This window comes from Nocardiopsis deserti (genome assembly GCF_008638355.1).
Classification (GTDB): Bacteria; Actinomycetota; Actinomycetes; order Streptosporangiales; family Streptosporangiaceae; genus Nocardiopsis; species Nocardiopsis alborubida.
Genome location: NZ_VWVS01000012.1, coordinates 63244 through 83771 on the forward strand (window position 1 = coordinate 63244; position 20528 = coordinate 83771).

General features: G+C 71.9%; 21 protein-coding genes. 14 read left to right on the top strand and 7 right to left on the bottom strand.

Features of this window, described 5'->3' with window-relative positions:
• Positions 1-293 precede the first annotated feature (293 nt).
• Together FYW99_RS15405 and FYW99_RS15410 are read left to right on the top strand one after the other, a co-directional pair.
• Positions 294-1220 (top strand): ABC transporter ATP-binding protein, encoded by a 927-nt coding sequence (locus tag FYW99_RS15405; protein WP_150252973.1) that lies wholly within the window; start codon positions 294-296, stop codon positions 1218-1220.
• Complete coding sequence (locus tag FYW99_RS15410) at positions 1217-2044, top strand: ABC transporter permease (RefSeq protein WP_150252747.1); 828 nt, start codon at positions 1217-1219, stop codon at positions 2042-2044. Before FYW99_RS15405 ends, FYW99_RS15410 begins: the two co-directional genes overlap by 4 nt.
• 73 nt (positions 2045-2117) lie before the next feature.
• Here FYW99_RS15410 and FYW99_RS15415 read toward each other — a convergent pair whose 3' ends face one another.
• A complete protein-coding gene (locus tag FYW99_RS15415) occupies positions 2118-3782 on the bottom strand; it encodes a hypothetical protein (RefSeq protein ID WP_150252748.1) in 1665 nt (554 codons plus the stop codon).
• Positions 3783-3973: 191 nt separating this feature from the next.
• Positions 3974-5014: a class II fructose-bisphosphatase gene (glpX, locus tag FYW99_RS15420; protein ID WP_150252749.1), complete on the bottom strand. Its 1041-nt coding sequence runs from the start codon at positions 5012-5014 to the stop codon at positions 3974-3976.
• A gap of 154 nt (positions 5015-5168) precedes the next feature.
• Here glpX and FYW99_RS15425 point away from each other — a divergent pair, with 154 nt between their 5' ends.
• The 4 genes from FYW99_RS15425 to trxA all read left to right on the top strand — a co-directional run bounded on the left by FYW99_RS15425 (position 5169) and on the right by trxA (position 7215).
• A complete protein-coding gene (locus FYW99_RS15425) occupies positions 5169-5768 on the top strand; it encodes a TetR/AcrR family transcriptional regulator (protein WP_150252974.1) in 600 nt (199 codons plus the stop codon).
• Positions 5769-5818: 50 nt separating this feature from the next.
• Positions 5819-6370, top strand: coding sequence for a DUF4245 domain-containing protein (locus FYW99_RS15430; RefSeq protein WP_150252750.1), 552 nt, complete (start codon positions 5819-5821; stop codon positions 6368-6370).
• Between the two features lie 81 nt (positions 6371-6451).
• Complete coding sequence (locus FYW99_RS15435; protein WP_150252751.1) at positions 6452-6868, top strand: MerR family transcriptional regulator; 417 nt, start codon at positions 6452-6454, stop codon at positions 6866-6868.
• Positions 6868-7215, top strand: coding sequence for a thioredoxin (gene trxA, locus FYW99_RS15440; protein ID WP_150252752.1), 348 nt, complete (start codon positions 6868-6870; stop codon positions 7213-7215). Before FYW99_RS15435 ends, trxA begins: the two co-directional genes overlap by 1 nt.
• Positions 7216-7351: 136 nt before the next feature.
• On the opposite strand, the gene FYW99_RS15445 is transcribed toward trxA, so the two are convergent.
• Positions 7352-8323, bottom strand: a complete 972-nt coding sequence (locus FYW99_RS15445) for a 4-hydroxy-3-methylbut-2-enyl diphosphate reductase (RefSeq protein WP_190394675.1) — start codon at positions 8321-8323, stop codon at positions 7352-7354.
• A gap of 296 nt (positions 8324-8619) precedes the next feature.
• On the opposite strand from FYW99_RS15445, the gene FYW99_RS15450 reads away from it, so the two are divergent.
• The 4 genes from FYW99_RS15450 (at position 8620) to FYW99_RS15465 (ending at position 11812) form a co-directional block, all read left to right on the top strand.
• Positions 8620-9528 carry a hypothetical protein gene (locus FYW99_RS15450; protein WP_150252753.1) on the top strand — a complete coding sequence of 303 codons (909 nt, stop codon included), beginning with the start codon at positions 8620-8622 and terminating at the stop codon, positions 9526-9528.
• A gap of 134 nt (positions 9529-9662) precedes the next feature.
• On the top strand, positions 9663-10175 hold the full coding sequence (locus FYW99_RS15455; RefSeq protein ID WP_150252754.1) for a DUF3060 domain-containing protein: 513 nt from the start codon (positions 9663-9665) through the stop codon (positions 10173-10175).
• A gap of 134 nt (positions 10176-10309) precedes the next feature.
• Complete coding sequence (gene xseA / locus FYW99_RS15460) at positions 10310-11542, top strand: exodeoxyribonuclease VII large subunit (RefSeq protein WP_150252755.1); 1233 nt, start codon at positions 10310-10312, stop codon at positions 11540-11542.
• Between the two features lie 3 nt (positions 11543-11545).
• The gene (locus tag FYW99_RS15465) at positions 11546-11812 is read left to right on the top strand and encodes an exodeoxyribonuclease VII small subunit (RefSeq protein WP_150252756.1); all 267 of its coding nucleotides are present in this window, start codon (positions 11546-11548) and stop codon (positions 11810-11812) included.
• A gap of 126 nt (positions 11813-11938) precedes the next feature.
• Here the strand turns inward: FYW99_RS15465 and FYW99_RS15470 are convergent, their stop codons facing one another.
• Positions 11939-12478: a DUF6542 domain-containing protein gene (locus tag FYW99_RS15470; protein ID WP_150252757.1), complete on the bottom strand. Its 540-nt coding sequence runs from the start codon at positions 12476-12478 to the stop codon at positions 11939-11941.
• 35 nt (positions 12479-12513) lie between these two features.
• Complete coding sequence (gene rmuC, locus FYW99_RS15475; RefSeq protein WP_150252758.1) at positions 12514-13938, bottom strand: DNA recombination protein RmuC; 1425 nt, start codon at positions 13936-13938, stop codon at positions 12514-12516.
• Positions 13939-14307: 369 nt separating this feature from the next.
• Between rmuC and FYW99_RS15480 the strand changes: the two genes are divergently transcribed.
• Positions 14308-15006, top strand: a complete 699-nt coding sequence (locus FYW99_RS15480) for an alpha/beta fold hydrolase (RefSeq protein WP_150252759.1) — start codon at positions 14308-14310, stop codon at positions 15004-15006.
• A 237-nt stretch (positions 15007-15243) separates the two neighbouring features.
• Here the strand turns inward: FYW99_RS15480 and FYW99_RS15485 are convergent, their stop codons facing one another.
• Complete coding sequence (locus FYW99_RS15485; RefSeq protein WP_150252760.1) at positions 15244-16224, bottom strand: FkbM family methyltransferase; 981 nt, start codon at positions 16222-16224, stop codon at positions 15244-15246.
• Positions 16225-16698: 474 nt separating this feature from the next.
• Between FYW99_RS15485 and ychF the strand changes: the two genes are divergently transcribed.
• Complete coding sequence (ychF, locus tag FYW99_RS15490; RefSeq protein WP_150252761.1) at positions 16699-17784, top strand: redox-regulated ATPase YchF; 1086 nt, start codon at positions 16699-16701, stop codon at positions 17782-17784.
• A gap of 333 nt (positions 17785-18117) precedes the next feature.
• Here ychF and FYW99_RS15495 read toward each other — a convergent pair whose 3' ends face one another.
• On the bottom strand, positions 18118-18693 hold the full coding sequence (locus FYW99_RS15495) for a 1-acyl-sn-glycerol-3-phosphate acyltransferase (RefSeq protein WP_150252762.1): 576 nt from the start codon (positions 18691-18693) through the stop codon (positions 18118-18120).
• A gap of 483 nt (positions 18694-19176) precedes the next feature.
• Here FYW99_RS15495 and FYW99_RS15500 point away from each other — a divergent pair, with 483 nt between their 5' ends.
• Positions 19177-20127 carry a conjugal transfer protein gene (locus tag FYW99_RS15500; RefSeq protein WP_150252763.1) on the top strand — a complete coding sequence of 317 codons (951 nt, stop codon included), beginning with the start codon at positions 19177-19179 and terminating at the stop codon, positions 20125-20127.
• Between the two features lie 72 nt (positions 20128-20199).
• The gene (locus tag FYW99_RS15505; protein ID WP_013151193.1) at positions 20200-20517 is read left to right on the top strand and encodes a hypothetical protein; all 318 of its coding nucleotides are present in this window, start codon (positions 20200-20202) and stop codon (positions 20515-20517) included.
• Positions 20518-20528: the final 11 nt, after the last annotated feature.

The following is a 20528-nucleotide window of genomic DNA, read 5'->3' on the forward strand; positions in this document are numbered from 1 at the left end:
GCGCGTTCCGGGGCATACTCACCCTTCCTCCGTCCGGAGTCGTCCTCCGGACTCTCGTTCCTACGGGTCCGGAGGACGATCGTAGGCGGACGCCCCGACCGGGGCAACGGGTTTTCCGCTGGTCGGACCGCGCGACGGGGACGCGTGCGCGGCCCGCGCGCGGCGGCCGCGCACGGCGCGGGGGAGTGTTTCCACAGCCGGAGAAACCCGCTGGAAATCCGTCGCCCCCGCTGTCTACCTTTGTGTCCATGACCACACCTGACCCCGGCCGCCGTCCGTCCGGGAGCGCGACGATGGACGCCGACGACACACCGGTCGTCCCCGCCCTGCGACTCCGGGGGGTCGTCAAGCGCTTCGGTTCGCTCACCGCCGTCGACGGGCTCGACCTGGAGGTCCCGCAGGGCGTCGTCCTGGGCCTGCTCGGGCCCAACGGCGCGGGCAAGTCCACGACCATGAAGATGCTCACCGCCCAGTCCCTCGCCGACGAGGGCGAGATCCGCATCCTCGGCCACGCCATCCCCGACGAGTCCAAGTGGGCCCGCGCCCGCATGGGCGTCGTGCCCCAGCACGACAACCTCGACGAGGAGCTCACCGTCGAGCAGAACCTGCGGATGTTCTCCTACCTCTACCGGGTGCCGCGCCGTCGGCGCCGCGAGGCCATCGCCCGGGCCATGAGGCTCGCCCAGCTCGCCGACCGGGGCGCGACCCTCGTCGACGACCTGTCCGGGGGCATGCGCCGCCGCCTGCTCATCGTCCGCGCCCTGCTGCACCGGCCCGAACTCGTCCTCATGGACGAGCCCACCGTGGGCCTGGATCCGCAGGTGCGCCAGGACCTGTGGAGCGTCATCTCCGCGCTGCGCGCCGAGGGCGTCACCGTACTGATGTCCACCCACTACATCGAGGAGGCCGAACGCCTCTCCGACGAGGTGGCGCTCATGGCCGCGGGCAGGGTCGTCGAGCGCGGCACCCCCGCCGACCTCGTCGCCAAGTACGCGGGGGCCACCGTCGAGGAGTACGTCCCGGGCGAGGACGGCGCCGACGGGCTCGAACGCCTCGTCCACGGCCACGGCTTCACCACCCGGCGCACCGGCACCACCGTGTCGGTCCTGCGCGCCGAGGAGCTGCCCGACTCCCTGCGCGACCGGCTGGGCGTGCCGCTGAGACGGGTGAGCACCCTGGAGGACGTTTTCGTGACCCTGACCGGGGAGAGTACGGAATGACAGTCCAGACACAGCAGGCCCGGGAGGACGCCCGGCCCGAGATCCACGCCCGCCCCGGCCGGTTGGAAGCCGACGCGGTGATGGGCGTCGTCGCCCGCGAGTGGATCCTGTACGGCCAGTCCTGGCGGGCGACCACCTTCGCGGCCGTGGTCGAGCCCACCCTCTACCTGCTCTGCTTCGGCTTCGGTATGGGCGCCCTCATCGGCACCCTCGCCGGGTACAGCTACATCGACTTCCTCGGTACCGGCATCGTGGCGGTGTCGGTGCTGTTCCAGTCGATGATGCCCGGGGTCATCAACACCTTCATCAAACGCCGGTTCCTGCACACCTACGAGGGCATCCTCGCCGCCCCCGTGGACGTGCGCGAACTCGTCACCGGCGAGGCGCTGTGGCTGGCGATGCGCTCGGGCGTGTACGGGTGCGTGCCGCTGCTGGTCGCGGTCGGGTTCGGGCTGCGTCCCGGCCCCGGCCTGCTGCTCGTGCCGCTCATCGCCTTCCTCTCCGGGTTCGCCTTCGCGCTCTTCGGTATCTGGATCTCCGCCCTGATCAACTCGGTGCGGTCCATGGACTACGTGTTCAGCGGCCTGTTCACCCCGCTGTTCCTGGTGGCGGGCACGTTCTTCCCGCTCACGGAACTGCCCGGCTGGGTGCAGAACGCGGCCATGGTCAACCCGCTTTACCACTCGGTCGAACTGACCCGCGGGGCGGTCTTCGGCAACCTCGGGGTCGGACCGGCACTGCTCCACCTCGGAGTGCTGCTGGTGTTCGTGGTCCTCATGTGGTTCCTGGCGTGCGCCCGGATGAGACACCGCGTGGTCGGCTGACCCCCTACACACACGGACGGCGTGGGGGGACCACCGTCCCCCCACGCCGTCCGCGCACCCGTGCGTCGTACGGCTACTCGCCGCCGCTGGGCGACCAGCGCAGCTCGACGCTGCTGCGCTGTCCCTCCTCGGTGACGTTCAGCGCCACGCCCACGGCGCCCCACTGGCCGGGGGCCTCCACCTCGCTGTCGGTCAGCACCTGGCGCAGGTCCATGTACCCGGCTATCACCGCCGAGTCCATCTCCTGCATGGTCTGCTGGAAGACCGGGTCGTCGCCCAGACGCCCGGTGGCGCTGCTGCCCTGGGACACCACCACGGCGTCGCCGTCGGTGCTCACCCCCGGCGGGGTGCTGTACGAGTCGACGACCATGCCCTCGACGAAGTCGCTCAGGATCTGCTCGTCACCGCCCACCGCGCGGTACTGGAAGGACGCCTCCCCACCGTCGCTGTAGGAGGACCCGAAGAAGCCCTCCAGGTTCATGTCGGTGACACCGAACGCGGTCGAGGAGCCCAGCAGCTGGGTGAAGCCCTCCGGCAGCGGGGCGCCCATCGAGTTGAACTGGCGCTCCATCTCCTGCATCTGGCCGCTGCTCGTCATGAACGGGATCGAGTCGCTCTCGTAGGCGTCGGCCAGCGCCGTGTCCAGGCCGCTGGCGCCCAAGGCCATGACCGTGCTCTCGGGCAGCGACTCCATCGCCGCCACGCTCGCGCCCGGGGTCTCGGCCAGCCACGCCAGGTCGGTGTCGTTCACCGTGAGGTCGAAGACGTCCGTCCGCGCCTCCAGGTAGTCGCCGTCCACCCGCAGGGACGCGGTCATCCGGCCGCTCAGCTCACCGGTCTCGGCGGCCAGGTCGGCCTCGAACTCCTGGGCGAACTCCTCGACCTCCATCAGGCGCGCGATGTCCGCCCATCCCGCGGCCAGGCTGCCGCCGGGCACGTCGGCCATGTCGTCGGAGAAGGTGTCGGCGTCGGCCAGGGGACCGTGCTCGTCCACCTGCGCGTGCAGGTCGGCCAGCGCCGCGTCGGAGGTGGTGAGGAGCGCGAAGTCGTCGACCACCTCGAAGTAGAGGTCGTCGTAGTCGCCGCTGAGCTGCTCCAGCTCCTCCTGGGCGAGCCGCTCGTCCTCCACCGCGAGCGCGAACGCCCCGGCCACGCCGGCGCCCTCGCCCAGCTCGGCCTCTCCGCTGGCGGGCCACATCGCGAAGCCCACGCGCTGGCCGATCCACTCCTCGACCTCGGACTGCTGCGCCTCGGGGAAGGCGGCCACGAACCCCTCGGCGACCAGCCCCGTCATGTCGCCGTCGGGCTCGTCCATCTCCGCGGTGACCTCGTCCGGGAGCCGGTCCACGAACTGCAACAGCTCCATGGCCTGGGAGCCGTCGATGGACAGGTCGATCCTGCCGAACGCGAGCGCGCTGCCCGGGAGCACCTCCTCCGGCTGGGGACCGCCGAAGCTGACCAGCGAGACGGTGGCCCACACCGTGCCGCCCATGAGGAGGAGCGCGGTGCCCGCGGCGGTCGGGATCAGCCAGCCCCTGCTGCGGCCGCCGCCGCCGGAGGGCGGCACGTGCCCGCCGGAGTGCTGGCCCCCCGGGAAGGGGCCCGCGGGGGGCGGACCGCCGGGCGCGCCGCCGCCGAAGCCCGCGGAGTACTGGCCGGGAGCCTGCGGCGGAGGGTGGCCCTGCCCTGGCTGCTGGGGCTGCCACGGGGGCTGCTGTGGGGGATCGGGGTAGGACATCAAACCTCCGGCGGGGAATTCCTTGGCGCGTGCACCGCGCAACCAACGCCGGGTCTGATGCCGCATCGACCCGGTGTGGTTCGCGTCCCGCGCCCTTTTCGGTCGGCCGGTGGGGAAGGGGCCCGGTGTCCCGTACCGGCCGGGACGGGACACCGGGGTGGAGCTTTCCGCGGAGGTCCTCGGGCCAGCGCCTAGACCGACTGGGGTTCCTCGCCGCGGTAGGGAGCCGAGGTCAGGTCGACGCCGCTGTAGGAGGCCAGCTTGCCCAGGCGGTGCTCGCTGAGCACCTGGCGGACGGTGCCGCTGCGGCCGCGCATGACCAGGGAGTCGGTGATGACCCGCGCGGACTCGTAGCGGACGCCGCCGACCAGCTCCCCGTCGGTGATGCCGGTCGCGGCGAAGAACACGTCGTCGGACGAGACGAGGTCGTCGGTGCGGAGCACGCGGTCCAGGTCGTGCCCCGCGTCGAGCGCCTTGCGGCGCTCCTCCTCGTCCTTGGGCCACAGGCGGCCCTGGATGACGCCGTCCAGGCACTTCATCGCGCACGCGGTGATGATGCCCTCCGGTGTGCCGCCGATGCCCAGCAGCAGGTCCACGCCGGTTCCCGCGCGGGCCGCCATGATCGCCCCGGCCACGTCGCCGTCGCTGATGAACTTGATCCGGGCGCCCGCGTCGCGCACGTCCTGCACGATCTGCTTGTGCCGGGGGCGGTCCAGGATGACGACGGTCACGTCCTGCGGCGACTTGCCCTTGGCGCGGGCCACGGCCCGGACGTTGTCGGCCACGGGAGCGGCGATGTCCACCACGTCGGCGGCCTCGGGACCCGTGGCGAGCTTCTCCATGTAGAACACCGCGGAGGGGTCGAACATGGTGTCGCGCGGACTCAGCGCGATCACCGACACGGCGTTGGGCATGCCCATGGCGGTCAGGGTGGTGCCGTCGATCGGGTCGACCGCCACGTCCCAGTCCTGGCCGCCGCCGTCACCGACCCGCTCGCCGTTGTAGAGCATCGGGGCGTTGTCCTTCTCGCCCTCGCCGATCACCACGGTCCCGTTCATGGACACGGTGCTGATCATGTGCCGCATGCCGCGCACCGCGGCCCCGTCCGCGCCGATCTTGTCGCCCTTGCCCACCCAGCGGGCCGCGGCGAGCGCCGCGGTCTCGGTGACACGGACCAGTTCCAGCGCGAGGTTGCGATCCGGGGCCTTGGGCTGGCTGCTGGACTGCGACATGGACACACCTTCCGTCGGGACAACAGGGCGGGGGCAGGTCTTAGGGTAGTCACCCGATGTGACACCCGCGGGGTCACGGGTACCCCTCGGGGCGCTCACGGGTGGACGGGGACGGACTACTCTGGCGTGACCCGGACTGGAGTGAGGCGTGACAGTGGACAAGACGGACAAGCCCGCGAGGATCTCCCCGCGCGGCGCGGCCACCCGCAGCGCCCTGCTCAACGCGGCATCCCAGGTCTTTCGCACGGTGGGTTTCGCCAAGGCCGGGGTGAGCGAGGTCGTCGCCGCGGCCGGGGCCAGCGTCGGCAGCCTCTACCACCACTTCAGCGGCAAGGCCGACCTCTACCTCGCCCTGTACGAGGAGTTCCAGCAGCGCCAGCAGGACCGCACCCACCAGGCGGTCGTGGAGGCCCGCTCCGGCGGGGAGAAGGACCCCACGCGGCTGATGAACATCGCCGCCCGCGCCTACCTGCTCGGGTGCATCGAGGAGAGGGAGACCACACGGCTGTTCTTCAGCGGTGACGGTCCCCCCGGGTTCGACTACCAGCTGCGGGCCCGGCTCACCCAGTGGACCGACCGCAACGTGGCGCTGTTCCGCAAGGCCGACGAGCCCGTGGACGAGGCCCTGCTCATCGTCGTGAGCGGTGCCATGCTGCTGGCCGTGGCCGAGGTGGTCCGGCGCGAGGACGCCGAGGCCCGCCGGCTCGCCGACGACATCACCGGTCTGCTCACCCAGCTCGAACCCCGGCGCTAAGCGCACCCCGGGTCCCCGGGGCCCGGGACCTGCGGCAAGCTGGAGAGGTCATGAGTGAGTACAGCCGGTCCAGCGCGACCTTCAAGAACTACGCCATCTCCCTCGGCGTCATCGTCGGCATCGTCCTGGTCATGGCGTTCGTGGTCGCCACGCGCTCGGGCGAGAGCATTCCGTCGGTGGAGTACCGGCCGGACGCCGACGTCCTGCGGGAGTCGGCGGACTACCCGGTGACGGTGCCCTCCGCCGACCTGGAACAGGAGGGGTGGACGCCCACCAGTTCCACGCTGGACGTGTCCGGGCCGGTCCAGTGGAGCGTGGGATTCGCCACGGCCGAGGACAGCCACGCCATGTTGGTCCAGAGCGACGCCGACCCCGGCGCCGTCCTCGCGGAGAGGGTCCCGGGCGCCGAGCGGGCCGGTACGGTCGCGATCGACGGCCGCGAGTGGGAGCACCACGAGTCCGAGGACGAGAACGCCCTGGTCCTGCGCGAGGAGGGCGCGACCCTGGTCGTGTTCGGCCCCGCCGACCTGGACGAGCTGACCCGCCTGGCCGAGGGCCTGGAGACCGACGCCGACGGTGGCGGGGAGTCCTCGGGCGCCTGAGCGGGACCGGCGGATCCCGGCCGTTTCCGGGTGTGCCCGCCTCCTTGCCTTGACGCCAACGTCAGGGTTTACGGTCGTCCCATGCGCATCGGTGAACTCGCCCGACGTACCGGGACCACGGCCCGCGCCCTGCGGTTCTACGAGACCCAGGGACTGCTCAGCGCACGGCGCTCGGCCAACGGCTACCGGGACTACGGCGAGGACGACTACCGGCTGGTCAGCGAGATCCTGACCCTCCAGGCCGTCGGCCTCAGCCTCGACGACACCCGTCCGTTCGTCGAGTGCCTGCGCTCGGGCCACGCGACCGGGGACTCCTGCCCCGACTCGATCGAGGTCTACCGGCGCAGGCTCGCGGAGGTGGACGCCTGCCTGGAGCGGCTCGGCGCGATGCGCGACAGTCTCACGGCCAAGCTGTCCGAGGCCCTGGTCCGCGAGACCGGGGGCTGCGGGGCGGCCGGGCTGTGCACCGGCGAAGCGAACGATCCCAAGGAGCCGTGATGCCGTCCACGAATTCGACCGCCGAGGTGTCCGCCGTCACCGACGGGACCTTCGAACGCGACGTCCTTGGCGGTGAGGGTCCCGTCCTGGTGGAGTTCTGGGCGGACTGGTGCCCGCCCTGCCGCATGCTGGCCCCGGTGCTCGACCAGATCGCGGACGAGCGCGCCGGAACGCTCGCCGTCCGCAAGGTCAACGCCGACGACAACCCCCTCACCACACGCGGGCACGGGGTGATGTCGCTGCCGACGCTGATGCTCTTCCGCGACGGCGAGCCGATGCTGAAGCTGGTCGGCGCGCGGTCCAAGGCGCGGCTGCTGTCGGAGGTGGACGCCGCCCTGCGGGGCTGACGGCGCCGGGGGACGCTCGCGGGCGCGCCGGGCGGTTTCCGCGTCCGACTCCCCGCATGAGGAGGCGCCCGGTCGGTTGTCCCGACCGGGCGCCTGCGCGTGCTGGGTGTGCTCCCGGGGACCGGGAACCTGGGCGCTACTCGGCGCGCAGGTCTCGGCGCAGCTCCTTGGGCAGCGAGAAGGTCAGCGTCTCGTCGGCGGTGGTCACCGGGGTGACCGTGCCGTAGCCGTGCCCGGACAGCTTGTCGAGCAGCTCGCGCACCAGGATGTCCGGCACGGAGGCGCCGCTGGTCACGCCGACCGTGGTCACGCCCTCCAGCCAGGAGTCGTCCATCAGCGAGGCGTTGTCGATCAGGTGGGCGGCGTCGGCGCCGGCGTCCAGGGCCACCTCCACCAGGCGGACCGAGTTCGACGAGTTGTCGGAGCCGACCACGATGACCAGCTCGCACTCGGGCGCCATCGCCTTGACCGCGTCCTGGCGGTTGGAGGTGGCGTAGCAGATGTCGTCGCTGGGCGGGTCGAGCAGGTTCGGGAACCGCTCGCGCAGGGCGTCCACCGTCTGGGTGGTCTCGTCCACCGACAGGGTCGTCTGGGAGAGCCACGACACGTTGTCCGGGTTGCGCACCTGGACCTTGTGCACCTCGTCCGGGCTCTCCACGATCTGGATGTGCTCGGGGGCCTCACCGCTGGTGCCCTCGACCTCCTCGTGGCCGATGTGGCCGATGAGGATGATGTCCCGGTCCTCGGAGGCGAAGCGCTTGGCCTCCTTGTGGACCTTGGTGACGAGCGGGCAGGTGGCGTCGATCGTCTTGAGGCTGCGCCTGTGCGCCTCCTCGTGCACGACCGGGGAGACGCCGTGCGCGGAGAAGACCACGATGGCCCCCTCGGGCACCTCCTCGGTCTCCTCGACGAAGATCGCGCCCCGTTCCTCCAGGGTGCGCACCACGTGGGTGTTGTGCACGATCTGCTTGCGGACGTAGATCGGCGCGCCGTACTGCTCCAGGGCTTTCTCGACGGTGATGACAGCGCGGTCGACACCGGCGCAGTAGCCCCGGGGATTGGCGAGGAGCACACGGCGTTGGTTCGTGGCAGTCGTCATCGCAGTCATGTGTTACATCCTAGGTGGCTTGGGCGGCGTGCGACCCGGGTGTGGGAGACGGCACTGAACAGGCCGCTTCGGCGCGCGACCGGTGCCAAGGTGACGGTATCGCAACGGGGCGCATCCGGTTGCGCCTCGAAGTGGCGAAATCGTTCACTTCTCCCCTGCTCATGGTGTTCCTCCCTCCTCTATCCTGGTTCACCATCACACGCATTGCAGGCGGTTCGCCCTCACCTCGGCCCTGCCGGTCGGCTGTTCGCGCGCCGCTCACCCCACCCGCCGAGATCACCAGGAGCCCCCGTCCTATGTCGAACCCGACGCTCGCCACGAAGCTGGTCGCCCTGGTCAAGGGCATCTTCGGGCGCAAGGAAACGGCGGCCACGCCTGAGCCCGCGGCCCAGGAGGCGGACGGGACCCCCCAGTCCCCCGCCCCCGCGCCCGCGGAGACCGAGGACGTGACCGCGCGGAGCACGGCCGCGGACGAGGCCGTCGCGACCGAGGCCGAGAAGGCTGAGGCCGCTGAGCCCGCCGCCGAGCAGGAGCCCGTGACCGCGGAGGTGAAGACCGAGGAGCCCACGGCCGCCGAGCCGGTCGTGCAGGAGAAGCCCGCTGAGCCGGTCAAGCCCGCCGCGAAGAAGAAGCCCGAGGAGACCCCTGCCACCTCCGAGGCCCCGGCGACCCCTGAGGCCGCCGAGCCGGTCGTGCAGGAGAAGCCCGCTGAGCCGGTCAAGCCCGCCGCGAAGAAGAAGCCCGAGGAGACCCCTGCCACCTCCGAGGCCCCGGCGACCCCTGAGGCCGCCGAGCCGGTCGTGCAGGAGAAGCCCGCTGAGCCGGTCAAGCCCGCCGCGAAGAAGAAGCCCGAGGAGGCCGGAAGCGGCCGGGAGGAGAGGACCGAACCCGCCACCCCCGCCACCGCGGACGTCCCCGAGGAGGGCGCCGCCATCGCGGAGGAGCTCGCCGCAGCCGAGGCGCACACCAAGGTCAGCAGCGACGAGATCCTGGAGAGGGTGCGCAAGGGCGCCGCCCCCTCCATGGAGGACCTCGCCGTGCCCACCTACGACGAGCTCACCCTGCCCTCGGTCCGCGCACGCCTGCGCAAGCTCACCATCGAGCAGGTCCGCGAGCTGCGCGCCTACGAGGTCGCCCACCAGAGCCGTCCCGAGTTCATCAAGATGTACGACAACCGCATCGCCAAGCTGGAGGCCGAGGCCTGACGCGCGCGGACCGCCGGGGCGGGAGCGCCGTCGGCCCCGCTGACGGCCGCGTCCGCGGGGCACGGGAACCGCGGGGCGGTACGGAACGTCATAGAGGTGACCACACCAGCGCTTCCCGTCCGAAAGGACACCACATGCGTTCCGCTGCCCCCGCCGCCGCGCTCCTCGCGGCCACCGCGTTCTGGCTGACCGGTTGTTCGGTCGGTATCCCCGGGACCGACCAGGAGGTCTCCGTGGACCCCGACGGCGTGTCCGTCGGCAGTGAGGACGGAGAGGTCTCCGTCGACTCCAACGGTGACGTCTCGGTCGGTAACGAGGACGGCGACATCACCCTCGACGAGGGCGGCGGCATCTCCGTGGACAGCGAGACCGGCGACCTCACCATAGCCACGGTCGAGGGCAGCGTCACCGAGGAGTGCGACGGCCAGAACGTCAACGTGACCGCCAGCGGGGCCGAGGTCGTCCTCAACGGCCAGTGCGGCGAGGTCTCCATCCTGGGCAACGAGCTGACGGTGCACATCGGCAGCGCCGACTCCATCCGCGTGACCGGTGCCGACAACACCGTCCACCACGCCGAGGGCGAGCCCTCCGTCACCGACATCGGCCTGAACAACACCGTCTCCGCCGGCGGCGACGCGACCGCCTGACCGCTCCCCGCCCGGCGCCCCGCCCGGCCCCGCCGCGCCCGGCAGCCTCCGACCGCCCCGGCCCCGCCGCTCCACCCCCCGTGCCTGGCGGGCCTGCCCCGAACTGTCCCCGCCCTGGCCTAGGCTCGGTTGGCATGGGCATGGACAGTTCCGCAGAGGCGCCGCAACCGGTACGCGTCGTCCTCAACGCCGTCGGCCAGTGGATCGGCCGCCTGGGCCGCATCTGGGTCGAGGGCCAGATCGCCGAACTGAACCGGCGGGGCCGCATGGCCTACATCACGCTGCGCGACCCCGTCGCCAACGTGTCGGTGCGCGTGGTCTGCCAGACCTCGGTGCTGGACGCGCAGAGCCCGCCACCCGAACCCGGGGCGCGCGTGGTCGTGCACGCCAAGCCCGACTTCTACGAGGTCCGCGGCACCTTCTCGCTGCGCGCCCTGGAGATCCGCCACGTCGGTCTGGGCGAGCTGCTGGCCCGGCTCGAACAGCTGCGCCGTACCCTGACCGCCGAGGGCCTCTTCGACGCCGCGCGCAAGCGTCCCCTGCCCTTCCTGCCCAACACCGTCGGGCTCATCTGCGGACGCGACTCCGCGGCCGAGCGCGACGTGCTGGAGAACGGGCGCCGTCGCTGGCCCGCCGTGCGCTTCGAGGTGCGCCCGGTCGCCGTCCAGGGGGACCGGGCCGTGCGCGAGGTGATGGAGGCGCTCAAGGACCTGGACTCGCACCCCGACGTCGACGTCATCGTCATCGCCCGGGGCGGCGGTTCCCTGGAGGACCTGCTGCCCTTCTCCGACGAGGCCCTCGTACGCGCCGTCGCCTCCGCGGGCACCCCCGTGGTGAGCGCGATCGGCCACGAACAGGACGCCCCGCTGCTCGACCACGTCGCCGACGTGCGCGCCTCCACCCCCACCGACGCCGCCAAGAGGACGGTTCCCGACGTCGGCGAGCAGCTGGAGACCATCCGCCAGCTCCGCGACCGGGGCCGCCGGGTCCTCCGGGGCGGGGTGGAGCGCGAACTCTCCTGGCTGGAGGGCATGCGCTCGCGTCCGGTGCTCGCCAGCCCGGTGCGCGAGGTCGACCGGCTCGCCGAGCAGGTCGCGGACCTGCGCGACCGGGCCCGCCGGAGCCTGACCGTGTCGCTGGACCGGTCCGCCGACGGCCTCGGCCACACCCGGGCGCGCCTGCACGCCCTGTCCCCGGCGACCACGCTGGCGCGCGGTTACGCGATCGTGCAGCGCGAGGACGGGTCGGTGGTGCGCTCGGCCCGGGAACCGGACGCGGGGGAGTCCCTGCGCGTACGGTTCGCCGAGGACAGCCTGACCGCGACCGTGGAGTCAGTCCACACCGAAGACACCTCCGAGGAGGGGTAGGAAATGGCAGCCAAGAGCGCCAAGACCCGCGGCGAGGGCACCGCCGAGCCCGAGCTCAGCTACGAGGAGAGCCGGGAGGAGCTCAACAACGTCGTCCGGCAGCTGGAGTCGGGCGGACTCAGCCTGAAGGACTCGCTGGCCCTGTGGGAGCGCGGCGAGGAACTGGCCCGGGTGTGCGAGCAGTGGCTGGAGGGCGCCCGCGCCAAACTGGCCGCCGCCATGGACGAGCGCCGGGGGGACGAACCGGGGGACGGCGACACGCCCTTCTGAGGATCGGGGCCGCCTCGCGGTCCGCGTCCCGCGGCCTGGGACACGCACGGCCTGTGCGGTGCACTCCTCCGCGTGTGCTGGCCCTCCCGCGCTGACCTGCCCGCACCGGGTCGCGCGGCCCGGGCCCTACCCGCGGCCGTTCAGCTGGTCGCCCAGATCGCGGATGTTGCCGGGAAGGCCCCGGAACACCCCGATCACCAGGACCAGCGCCGTACCCAGGAACAGCCAGGGGGCGACCTCGGCCAGCCGCGACGCCAGCCCCAGGAGCAGCACCCGGGCGAACCCCTCGCTGCCCAGGGCCAGCACGCTCTCGGCGGCGACCACGGCGACGAAGAACGCGATGGGCGGACTGACCGACAGCGACAGCAGGTCGCTGGGCCGGACCAGGAACGCACCGAGCAGGCAGGCGAGGGTGAAGGCGACTCCCGGAGCCGCGGGGGTGCCCGCCCAGTGCGAGACCATGGCCCCGGCGAAGCTGAACACGATGATCGCCAGCACACCGCCGCGTCCGGTCAGGCGGGGCGGGGTCCCGGGGGCGTTCTCCTTCGGCCTCGACACCGGGCGCTCCCTCTTCCTGACATGCGGCACGTCCCGGACGCGGCCGTCGGGCCGCACGAAGTACGGTGCGCGCCCGCGTTCGGGGCCGTCCGCCTTCCGCGGGGGCATAGCCGTCCGCCTCCCCAGTGTGTTACTCACGGTGTTTAGTGTGTCACTTCTCGTGAATGTTCGGTGTCTTTTTCATGGATCGTGTCGTCCTTCCGGTTACTTGTCCCATCCGTGACGAACACGCCTTCCTCCCCGTTGGACACCGGCTTGGGCCGTTGCGGTTCCGACGTCTCGCGACGGACGTCCGTTCCGTTCCTCTGCCCGCCGGATCCCGGACCACTCCGGCTCCCAGGGCCTGCTCCGGTGCCGCCCGGGTCCGACAGTTCGGGCGCCACCACCGCGCGCGGACGCTCCTCCACGCCCACGGGCCGGTCCAGCTCGCCGTCCACCAGCCCCAGCTCGCCGAACCGGCGGGCCGTCACCAGCACCCGGCTCTCCAGCGACCCCACGGTCTGGTTGTAGGCGCTCACCGTCCGGGTCAGGGCCCGGCCCAGTCCCTCCACGTGCCCGCCGAGCGTGCCCAGCCGCTCGTGCAGCTGCTTGCCCAGGTCGAACACCGCCCGCGCGTTCTCGCTCAGCGCCTCCTGCTGCCAGGCGTACTGCGCCGTCCGTAGCAGCGAGATCAGCGTCGTCGGCGTCGCGATGTGCACCCGACGCCCCATCGCGTACTCCAGCAGCTCCGGGTCGTACTCCAGCGCCGGGGCCAGGAACGCCTCCCCGGGGATGAACAGCACCACGAACTCCGGAGCCGGGGTGAACGCCGACCAGTACGCCTTGGCCGCCAGCTGGTCCACGTGCGTGCGCAGGTGCCTGGCGTGCGTGCGCAGGTGCCGCGCGGCCTCCTCCGCGCCCGCCTCCACGGCGTCCAGGTAGGCCGCCAGCGGGACCTTGGAGTCCACCACGATGTTCTTGCCGCCCGCCAGGCGCACCACCATGTCCGGGCGCCGCGTCCCGTCGCGCGTGGCGGCCTGCTCCTCGAAGTCGCAGTGCGAGCCCATCCCCGCCAGCTCCGCCACCCTGCGCAGCTGGAGCTCGCCCCACCGGCCGCGCGCCTCGGGCCGCCGCAACGCCGTCACCAGAGACTGTGTCTGGTCGCGCAGGCGCTCCGAGCCCTCGCGCACGTACTCGACCTGCTTGGCCAGCTCCGCGTGGGCCGCGGCGCGCCCCGCGTCGGCCTCCCGCAGCTGGCGCTCCACCCGGTCCAGGGTCCGTGTCAGCGGCTCGACCATGCGCTCCACCGCGCGACGCCGCTCGTCCAGGTCGCCCCCGGCCTCGGCGCTGACCGCGCGCAGCCGCCCCTCCGCCAGCTCCATGAAGCGCTGGTTGGTCTGGTCCAGTGCCTGCGCGGACAGGGCGCGGAACCGGTCGGCGAGCTGTTCCTCCACGTAGGCCGCCCGCTCCTGGGCCGCGCGGGCGTCGGCCCGCGTCTCGGCCTCCCGGCCGCGGGCCAGGACCCAGCCCACGGCGGTGCCGACCGCCAGGCCGATCAGGAGCATGAGTACGAGTGCGAGGCCGTTCATGGCCGTCTATGGTGTCAGCCCGCGCCGTCGTGCGGCTCCCCGCCACGCAGGACATCGGTGAGCAGAACCGCCAAGTCCGGCATGTCCACCGGCCCCGGGCATCCGGTGGGTGGGGCCCGTTCGCGCCGGGCCCCGCCGTTCCCAGGCGCCGGGCGTGCGGGCCCGACCAGCGGGGGCGGGTTCCCGGTGCGCGGACCCGGGCGGTACGGGGTTCCGGAGGGAAGCGGGGCCGGACACGAGGCCGCTTCCGGTCATGTACTTCCCTTGTGCAAAAGTTTTCGAGAACCTGAGGTCTCCGTCCGGGGCCGGACCACCTCTCACCGGTCCCCGCGCCTGGCAGTCCCTCACTTCCCCAGGAGGCCCGCTCCCATGAGACTGGAGACCTACACCCGCGGCACCGGAGACCTCACCGTGCTCCTCGTCCACGGATCCATGGCCACCCACGAGACCTGGCACGCCGTCGAGGACGCGCTGGTCGAACGCGGCCGCCGGGTGGTCAGCGTCGACATGCGCGGCCACGGCAACAGCCCGCGCGGCTCCTACTCCGTAGCGGCGCTCGGCGACGACCTGGCGGACTCCCTGCCCACCGGGGCCGACCTGGCCGTCGGCCACTCCATGGGCGCGGTCGCGCTCTCGCTGGCGGTGGAGCGGTTGCGCCCGGCCCGTGCGGTGTACGTGGACCCGGCGTTCCGCCTGCCCCCCATGCACGCCGACGCCGGTGAGCGGGTGCGCCGCGTCTTCGTCACCGCCGACGCCACGCGCGTGCGCCAGAGCAACCCCAGGTGGACCGACGACGACGTCGAGAGGGAGGTCAGGGGCTTCGCCGCCTTCGACCCGGAGTTCTTCGACTTCGTCGCCGAGGAGATCGCCGGGCACGACCTCCTGCCCGGCGAACCGGTCGTGCCCTCCCTCGTCCTGCGTGCGGGCGACAGCGTCACCGTCACGCCCCAGACCGCGGACGAGATGACCCGACGCGGTTTCACCGTCCGGGTCGTGAAGGGCGCCGGGCACTGCGTCCACCGGGACAACCTGCCCGGGTTCCTCGCCGCGTTGGAGGGCTGGCTCTAGGGAGTGTTCCGCGGAGGCCTTCGGATCAGCGAGCGGCCGTCCGGGCAATTTCTCGCAAGACGGTTCGCGCAGGTCAGCCCGGTCGGCTGGTCAAGCGAAACCGGCGCGGCGAGAGGCAGCCCGGTGCCCGCGGCAAAGCTGGAGCCGCAGGCTCTCCGCTGAGGGTGGTGGAGGGCGACGGGCGGGACCGAGATGCTCCAAGGAGCACGGCCTACGAGATGCTCCAAGGAGCACGACCTAGGGGTTCGGGTTCCCGCGGGAGCCGGGACGGCAGGACTCCAGCGCCCTGCGCCAGCCGCGCACCGAGGGCCAGAACTCCTCCGTCACCGGCTCCGGCGTGAACAGCCACATCCGTTCCCACGCGGGGGAGGCCCGACCCGAGATCTCCGGGCGCGGCTCGTAGGGCGGCGGTCCGCTCACCGGGTACCAGGTGTACTCCAGCGGGTCGAGCAGCGCCATGAGCCGCTCCTCCACGCCCCGGTCGGGCCGCACCTTCACCAGCATCCACGGCCGGTAACGGCGCAGGACCTCCAGCCCTCCGGCGACCACGTCCGGCTCCGTGCCGACCGTGTCGATCTTGAGCACGGTCGGGAAGGCCGACGCGTCCTCGTTCCACCGCGCCAGGGTGGTCACCTCGACGGTGATGTGCGACAGGTCGGTGCGCGCCGAGCGCACCAGCGTGTTGCACATGTCGTTGTGCCGGGCCCGCCGCAGATGGGCGGTGCCGGTGTGGTTGCTCAGCGCCAGTTCCACCACGGTGAAGCCCAGGTCCGCCGACGAGGACACCACCCGGGCCGCCGCGGCGATCTCCGGGGTGGGCTCGAACGCGAACACCGGTCGGCGCGTGCGCGCGGCGGCCAGCAGCGAGTACACCCCCACGCCGGAGCCCACGTCGAACACCGCGCCGGGGCGGGTGTGGTCGAGCATCGCCATGAAGCAGGCCAGGCTGTCGGGCTCGTGCCGGGACAGCCCGAAGGCGGCCAGCCGCCGCGGAACGGTGAGGTCGCCGGGCAGCCGCAGGGAGAGGCCGTCCGGGCCGATCCGGCGCGTGTCCGAATCCAGGCGGGGCAGGGAGAAGGCCACCTCGCGGGTCCACGGCGGGACCCGGTCCGGGTCCAGCCCGCCCAGCCGTCTGGGCAGCCGGACGCGGATCTTGCGGGTCGCGAAGCGGACGAGCGGGTAGCGGCGCACGAGCGCCCTCAGTTGGTCGGTGACCACGGTTGTCTCCCCCCAGGAAAGGTGCTGCGACGGGGAGTGCCGGTCCACGGCGTCAGCCGTGTGCTCCGGCGCCCCCGTCCGACGCGGTCCGGGGCCGGTCCTCCCACCGGCCGCCGCACCGCGCGCCTGCCGCGCCAGCGGCGGTGTGTCGGTCCAGGTCCGGGAAGGCGGAGTCGTGCGTGCGACGGGTGGTCCGCGCACCGGACGGTCGCCGCCCCGGTTCCCGGCAGCATCTGTCGAACCTACTGTGAGTAGCGTCTCCTGCGCACTGCGTTTCGGCGATTGGCCCTGTTTTTCCGGTCCGGTACCGCCCGCGGTCCCGCGTCCCGCCTTCCACCCCGCCGTCCGGAGCGGGACCCGACCCGCTGACCGGGCCGGGTGCGGCGGTGAGGAGGTTCGCGGCCCCGGGCGGGGCGGCCGGGACCCGGAGGCGGCGGGACCGCCCACCCGCGGGTCCGCATAGACTCTGACCTTGTGAGTCTGTCTATCGGGATCGTCGGCCTGCCCAACGTCGGCAAGTCCACCCTCTTCAACGCGCTGACCAAGAACGACGCCCTGGCCGCGAACTACCCGTTCGCGACCATCGAGCCCAACGTCGGGGTCGTGGGCGTTCCCGACGCCCGGCTCGGGAAGCTGGCCGAGATCTTCGACTCGGCGAAGGTCATCCCGGCGACGGTGGACTTCGTCGACATCGCGGGTATCGTGCGCGGCGCCTCCACCGGTGAGGGCCTGGGTAACAAGTTCCTGGCCAACATCCGCGAGAGCGACGCCATCTGCCAGGTGATCCGGGCCTTCGACGACCCCGACGTCACGCACGTCGACGGTGACGTCGAGCCCTCCCGCGACATCGAGACCATCAACACCGAGCTGATCCTGGCCGACCTCCAGACCCTGGAGAAGGCGCTTCCCCGCCTGGAGAAGGACGCCAAGCGCAACGCCAAGGACAAGGGCGCCCAGGAGCTGCTCCAGGCCGCCCGCGACGCCCAGGAGGTCCTCGACGGGGGCACCTCGCTGTCCGCGGCCAAGGGCGTTGACCTGGACCGGCTGCGCGAGCTGAGCCTGCTCACGGTCAAGCCGTTCATCTACGTGTTCAACCTCGACACCGACGAGCTGGCCGACGGGGCGCTGCGCACCAAGCTCCAGGAGCTCGTCGCCCCGGCCGAGGCGATCTTCCTGGACGCCAAGATCGAGGCGGAGCTGGCCGAGCTGGACGAGGACGAGGCGCAGGAGCTGCTGGAGTCCATGGGCCAGACCGAGTCGGGCCTGGCCCAGCTCGCCCGGGTCGGCTTCGCCACCCTGGGGCTGCAGACCTACCTGACCGCCGGGCCCAAGGAGGCCCGCGCCTGGACGATCCGCAAGGGCGCCACCGCCCCCGAGGCCGCCGGAGTCATCCACACCGACTTCCAGCGCGGCTTCATCAAGGCCGAGGTGGTCTCCTTCGACGACCTGGTCGCCGCGGGCGACATGCAGACCGCCCGCGCGTCGGGCAAGGTCCGCATCGAGGGCAAGGACTACGTGATGGCCGACGGCGACGTGGTGGAGTTCCGCTTCAACGTCTGACCGAGTCGACGAGGGGCCGTGGGAGCGCGCCGAGCGCGCGACCCCGCGGCCCCTCCGTGTGCCCCGGAGCCGGAGTCCCTCCGGCCCCGTCCGCACGCGAGTGGTGCGACATGCGGTACCACTCATCGAAGGAGTCGGAATGTCCGTCACCGCGAGCGAAGCACGTAGACCCCTCTTCCCGTTGACCACGAGGGTCAACGACGACCAAGGCGCCGTCGGGACCGTGTCCGGGCACGGACCGCGAGGTCATCGTCGTCTCCGCCAGCTCCCACTACTGAGGGTCGACGGTTTCCGTCTCGTGGCGGGATGCCGGTCGGCGGGCCCGGACGGGGATCAGTCGGCGCCGCCCTCCTCGCGCAAGCGCGGTTCGACGCGCCGCTCCGGGCTGTGCCCCGCCTTGTCGGCGTAGAAGACGCGGACGCGGCCCATGTCCTCCGCGACGTCGCCGCTCAGTTCGAAGGTCGGGCCGAGCCCGGTGGTCATCGTGGTGCGGTCGACGAAACCGAGCGTCACCGGCAACCCCGTCTCGCGGGCGATGCGGTAGAAGCCGGACTTCCAGTGCGTGTGCGCCCCGCGGGTGCCGTCGGGGGTGATGACCAGGCCGAAGGTCTCGCCGGACCGCACGCGCCGGACGACGTCGTCGACGACCCGGCCGGGATTCGCGCGATCGACGGGGATTCCACCGAGCGCGCGCATGACCGGGCCGCGCCAGCCCGTGAACAGGCTCTGTTTCCCCAGCCAGTGCAGCTCCAGGCCCAGGCGCCAGGAGATGGCGAGCATGAGCACGAAATCCCAGTTGGAGGTGTGTGGGGCACCGATCAGCACGGTGGGGCGGTCGGGCTTGGGCTCGGTGACCAGCTTCCACCGGCTGAGGGACCAGAACACCCGGGCTGCGAGGTATCGGAGCATGCCGCCAATCTAGGGCACGCTCCCGGGCTCACGCGGTGATCCGTGCTCGGGGCCGGAACGGCCCGAAGCCGGGGAAGCGCCCTGGTGGGCGCCCGCCTGCGTTCACGGCCGGGAGCCGGTGGGCGGCCGGACCAACGCGGGAACGGGCGCACGGCAGTCCGGGGCCCCGGTCACATCCCGTCAACGGTTTCCCGGTCCGCGGGGACACATCTTGCTCCCCCCGAGGAAACTAATCCCTTTCCGGTCTGACCATAATTGCGGCGAAGTGTGTGACCGCGGCGGTAGTTAGTGCAACTCTTGCCGTGTTGTGCACCTTTTGGGAAGTTAAGCCCATGTGCGTAATGTGCGGTTGGCGGGGAAACGCGGAGTCACCAAGGACGCTCCCAACCCGCACAATGCCTCACTATAGGGATGGGGTAGACAAGGGCATGGCGGAGACGCCGTCCGAAGCGGACGGCACGGACCTGGGTGCAGGAGGCGGGGATGGCGAAGGCGTCGCGGCGCGGTGCCGCCGCGGGTGAGCCGGATGACGGCGGCGTGGGGCTCGACGCCCCCCGCGGCCGACGGCCCCGGGCCGGAGCCGGAGGGCGCTGGTGGGTCGGTGTGGGCCGCGCCGTCCTGTGGGCGTTCATCATCGTCGTCGTCTTCAACGGCATCTGGTTCCCGTTGCGCGGCGGTCTCGCCCTTCCGGACGCCTCCGAGGAACCCGAACAGGGCGACACGGTGACCTATCCGGAGACCGCCGCCGCGGCCTTCGGCATGCGGTTCGCCGAGGCCTACCTCGACACCGCGGACCCCGAGGCGCGCCTGTCGGACCTGGCGGCGTTCGTCCCCGAGGGGGAGGCCGCCGCCCTGGACGTCCCCGCCGACAGCCTCGCCGGCGACAACCTCACGGTCGTCGCCGTGCAGGTGGAGGACGACCACAACGGCGTCGTCGTCGTGCGGGCCGACGTCAACGGCGAGCCCATGCGCCTGGACGTGCCGGTCTACGCCGACGGGGAGGCCCTGGTGGTCTCGGGCAACCCGGCCCTGCTGGCCGCGCCGACCCGGGCCAGCCTGCCCGAGGGCTCGGCCTTCGAGACCGACCCGGAGGCCGAGGAGCAGCTCGGGGGGGTGCTGTCCGGCTTCTTCGAGGCCTACGCGGGGGAGCCGGCGCACCTGGAGCGCTATGTGGAACCGGGTGTCACTATCGCCCCGCTTCCGGAGAACAGCCTGGAATTTGGTGAACTGTCCGATATCACGGTGCCAACACAGGCCTCGACCGGGAATGATGACGTACGACAGGTAGCGGCCACCGTCCGGTGGAACGTCCCGGCCTCCGACGGGACCGAGACCGGGCAGATCACGCAGAACTACCTGGTCACCGTCGTGGACTCCGGAAGCGAGTGGCACGTGCGTGACATCCAGGGTGCCCCGCGCTCGTTCGGCGGATGACGGGGCCTGTAGGCAAGGAGAAGAGAAGGACCATGCGCACACCAGAAACGACACCGGGGGGCGGCGCCTGACATGCTCCCCCTGCTGTCCTCCACACCGGACGTGTTCCACGCCGCCGGAGGTGCCGACCTGCTCTTCCTCGCGGCGCAGACCACCGAGAACGCCCCCGACACCGGTGGCCTCGCCGACTTCCTGAGGGGCTTCTTCGGGCCGCTCTTCCTCGTCATCGTGTCCATCGTGGCGGTGTTCTTCCTGTTCACGAGGGAGATCACGAGGTTCGCGCAGTTCATCATCCTGGCGATCTTCATCGGGATCGTGTTCTACGTCCCCGGCATCATCGAGGTCATCGCCGTGGCGCTCGCCCGAGCGATGGGCGTATCGACCGAATAGGCGAGGGAGGC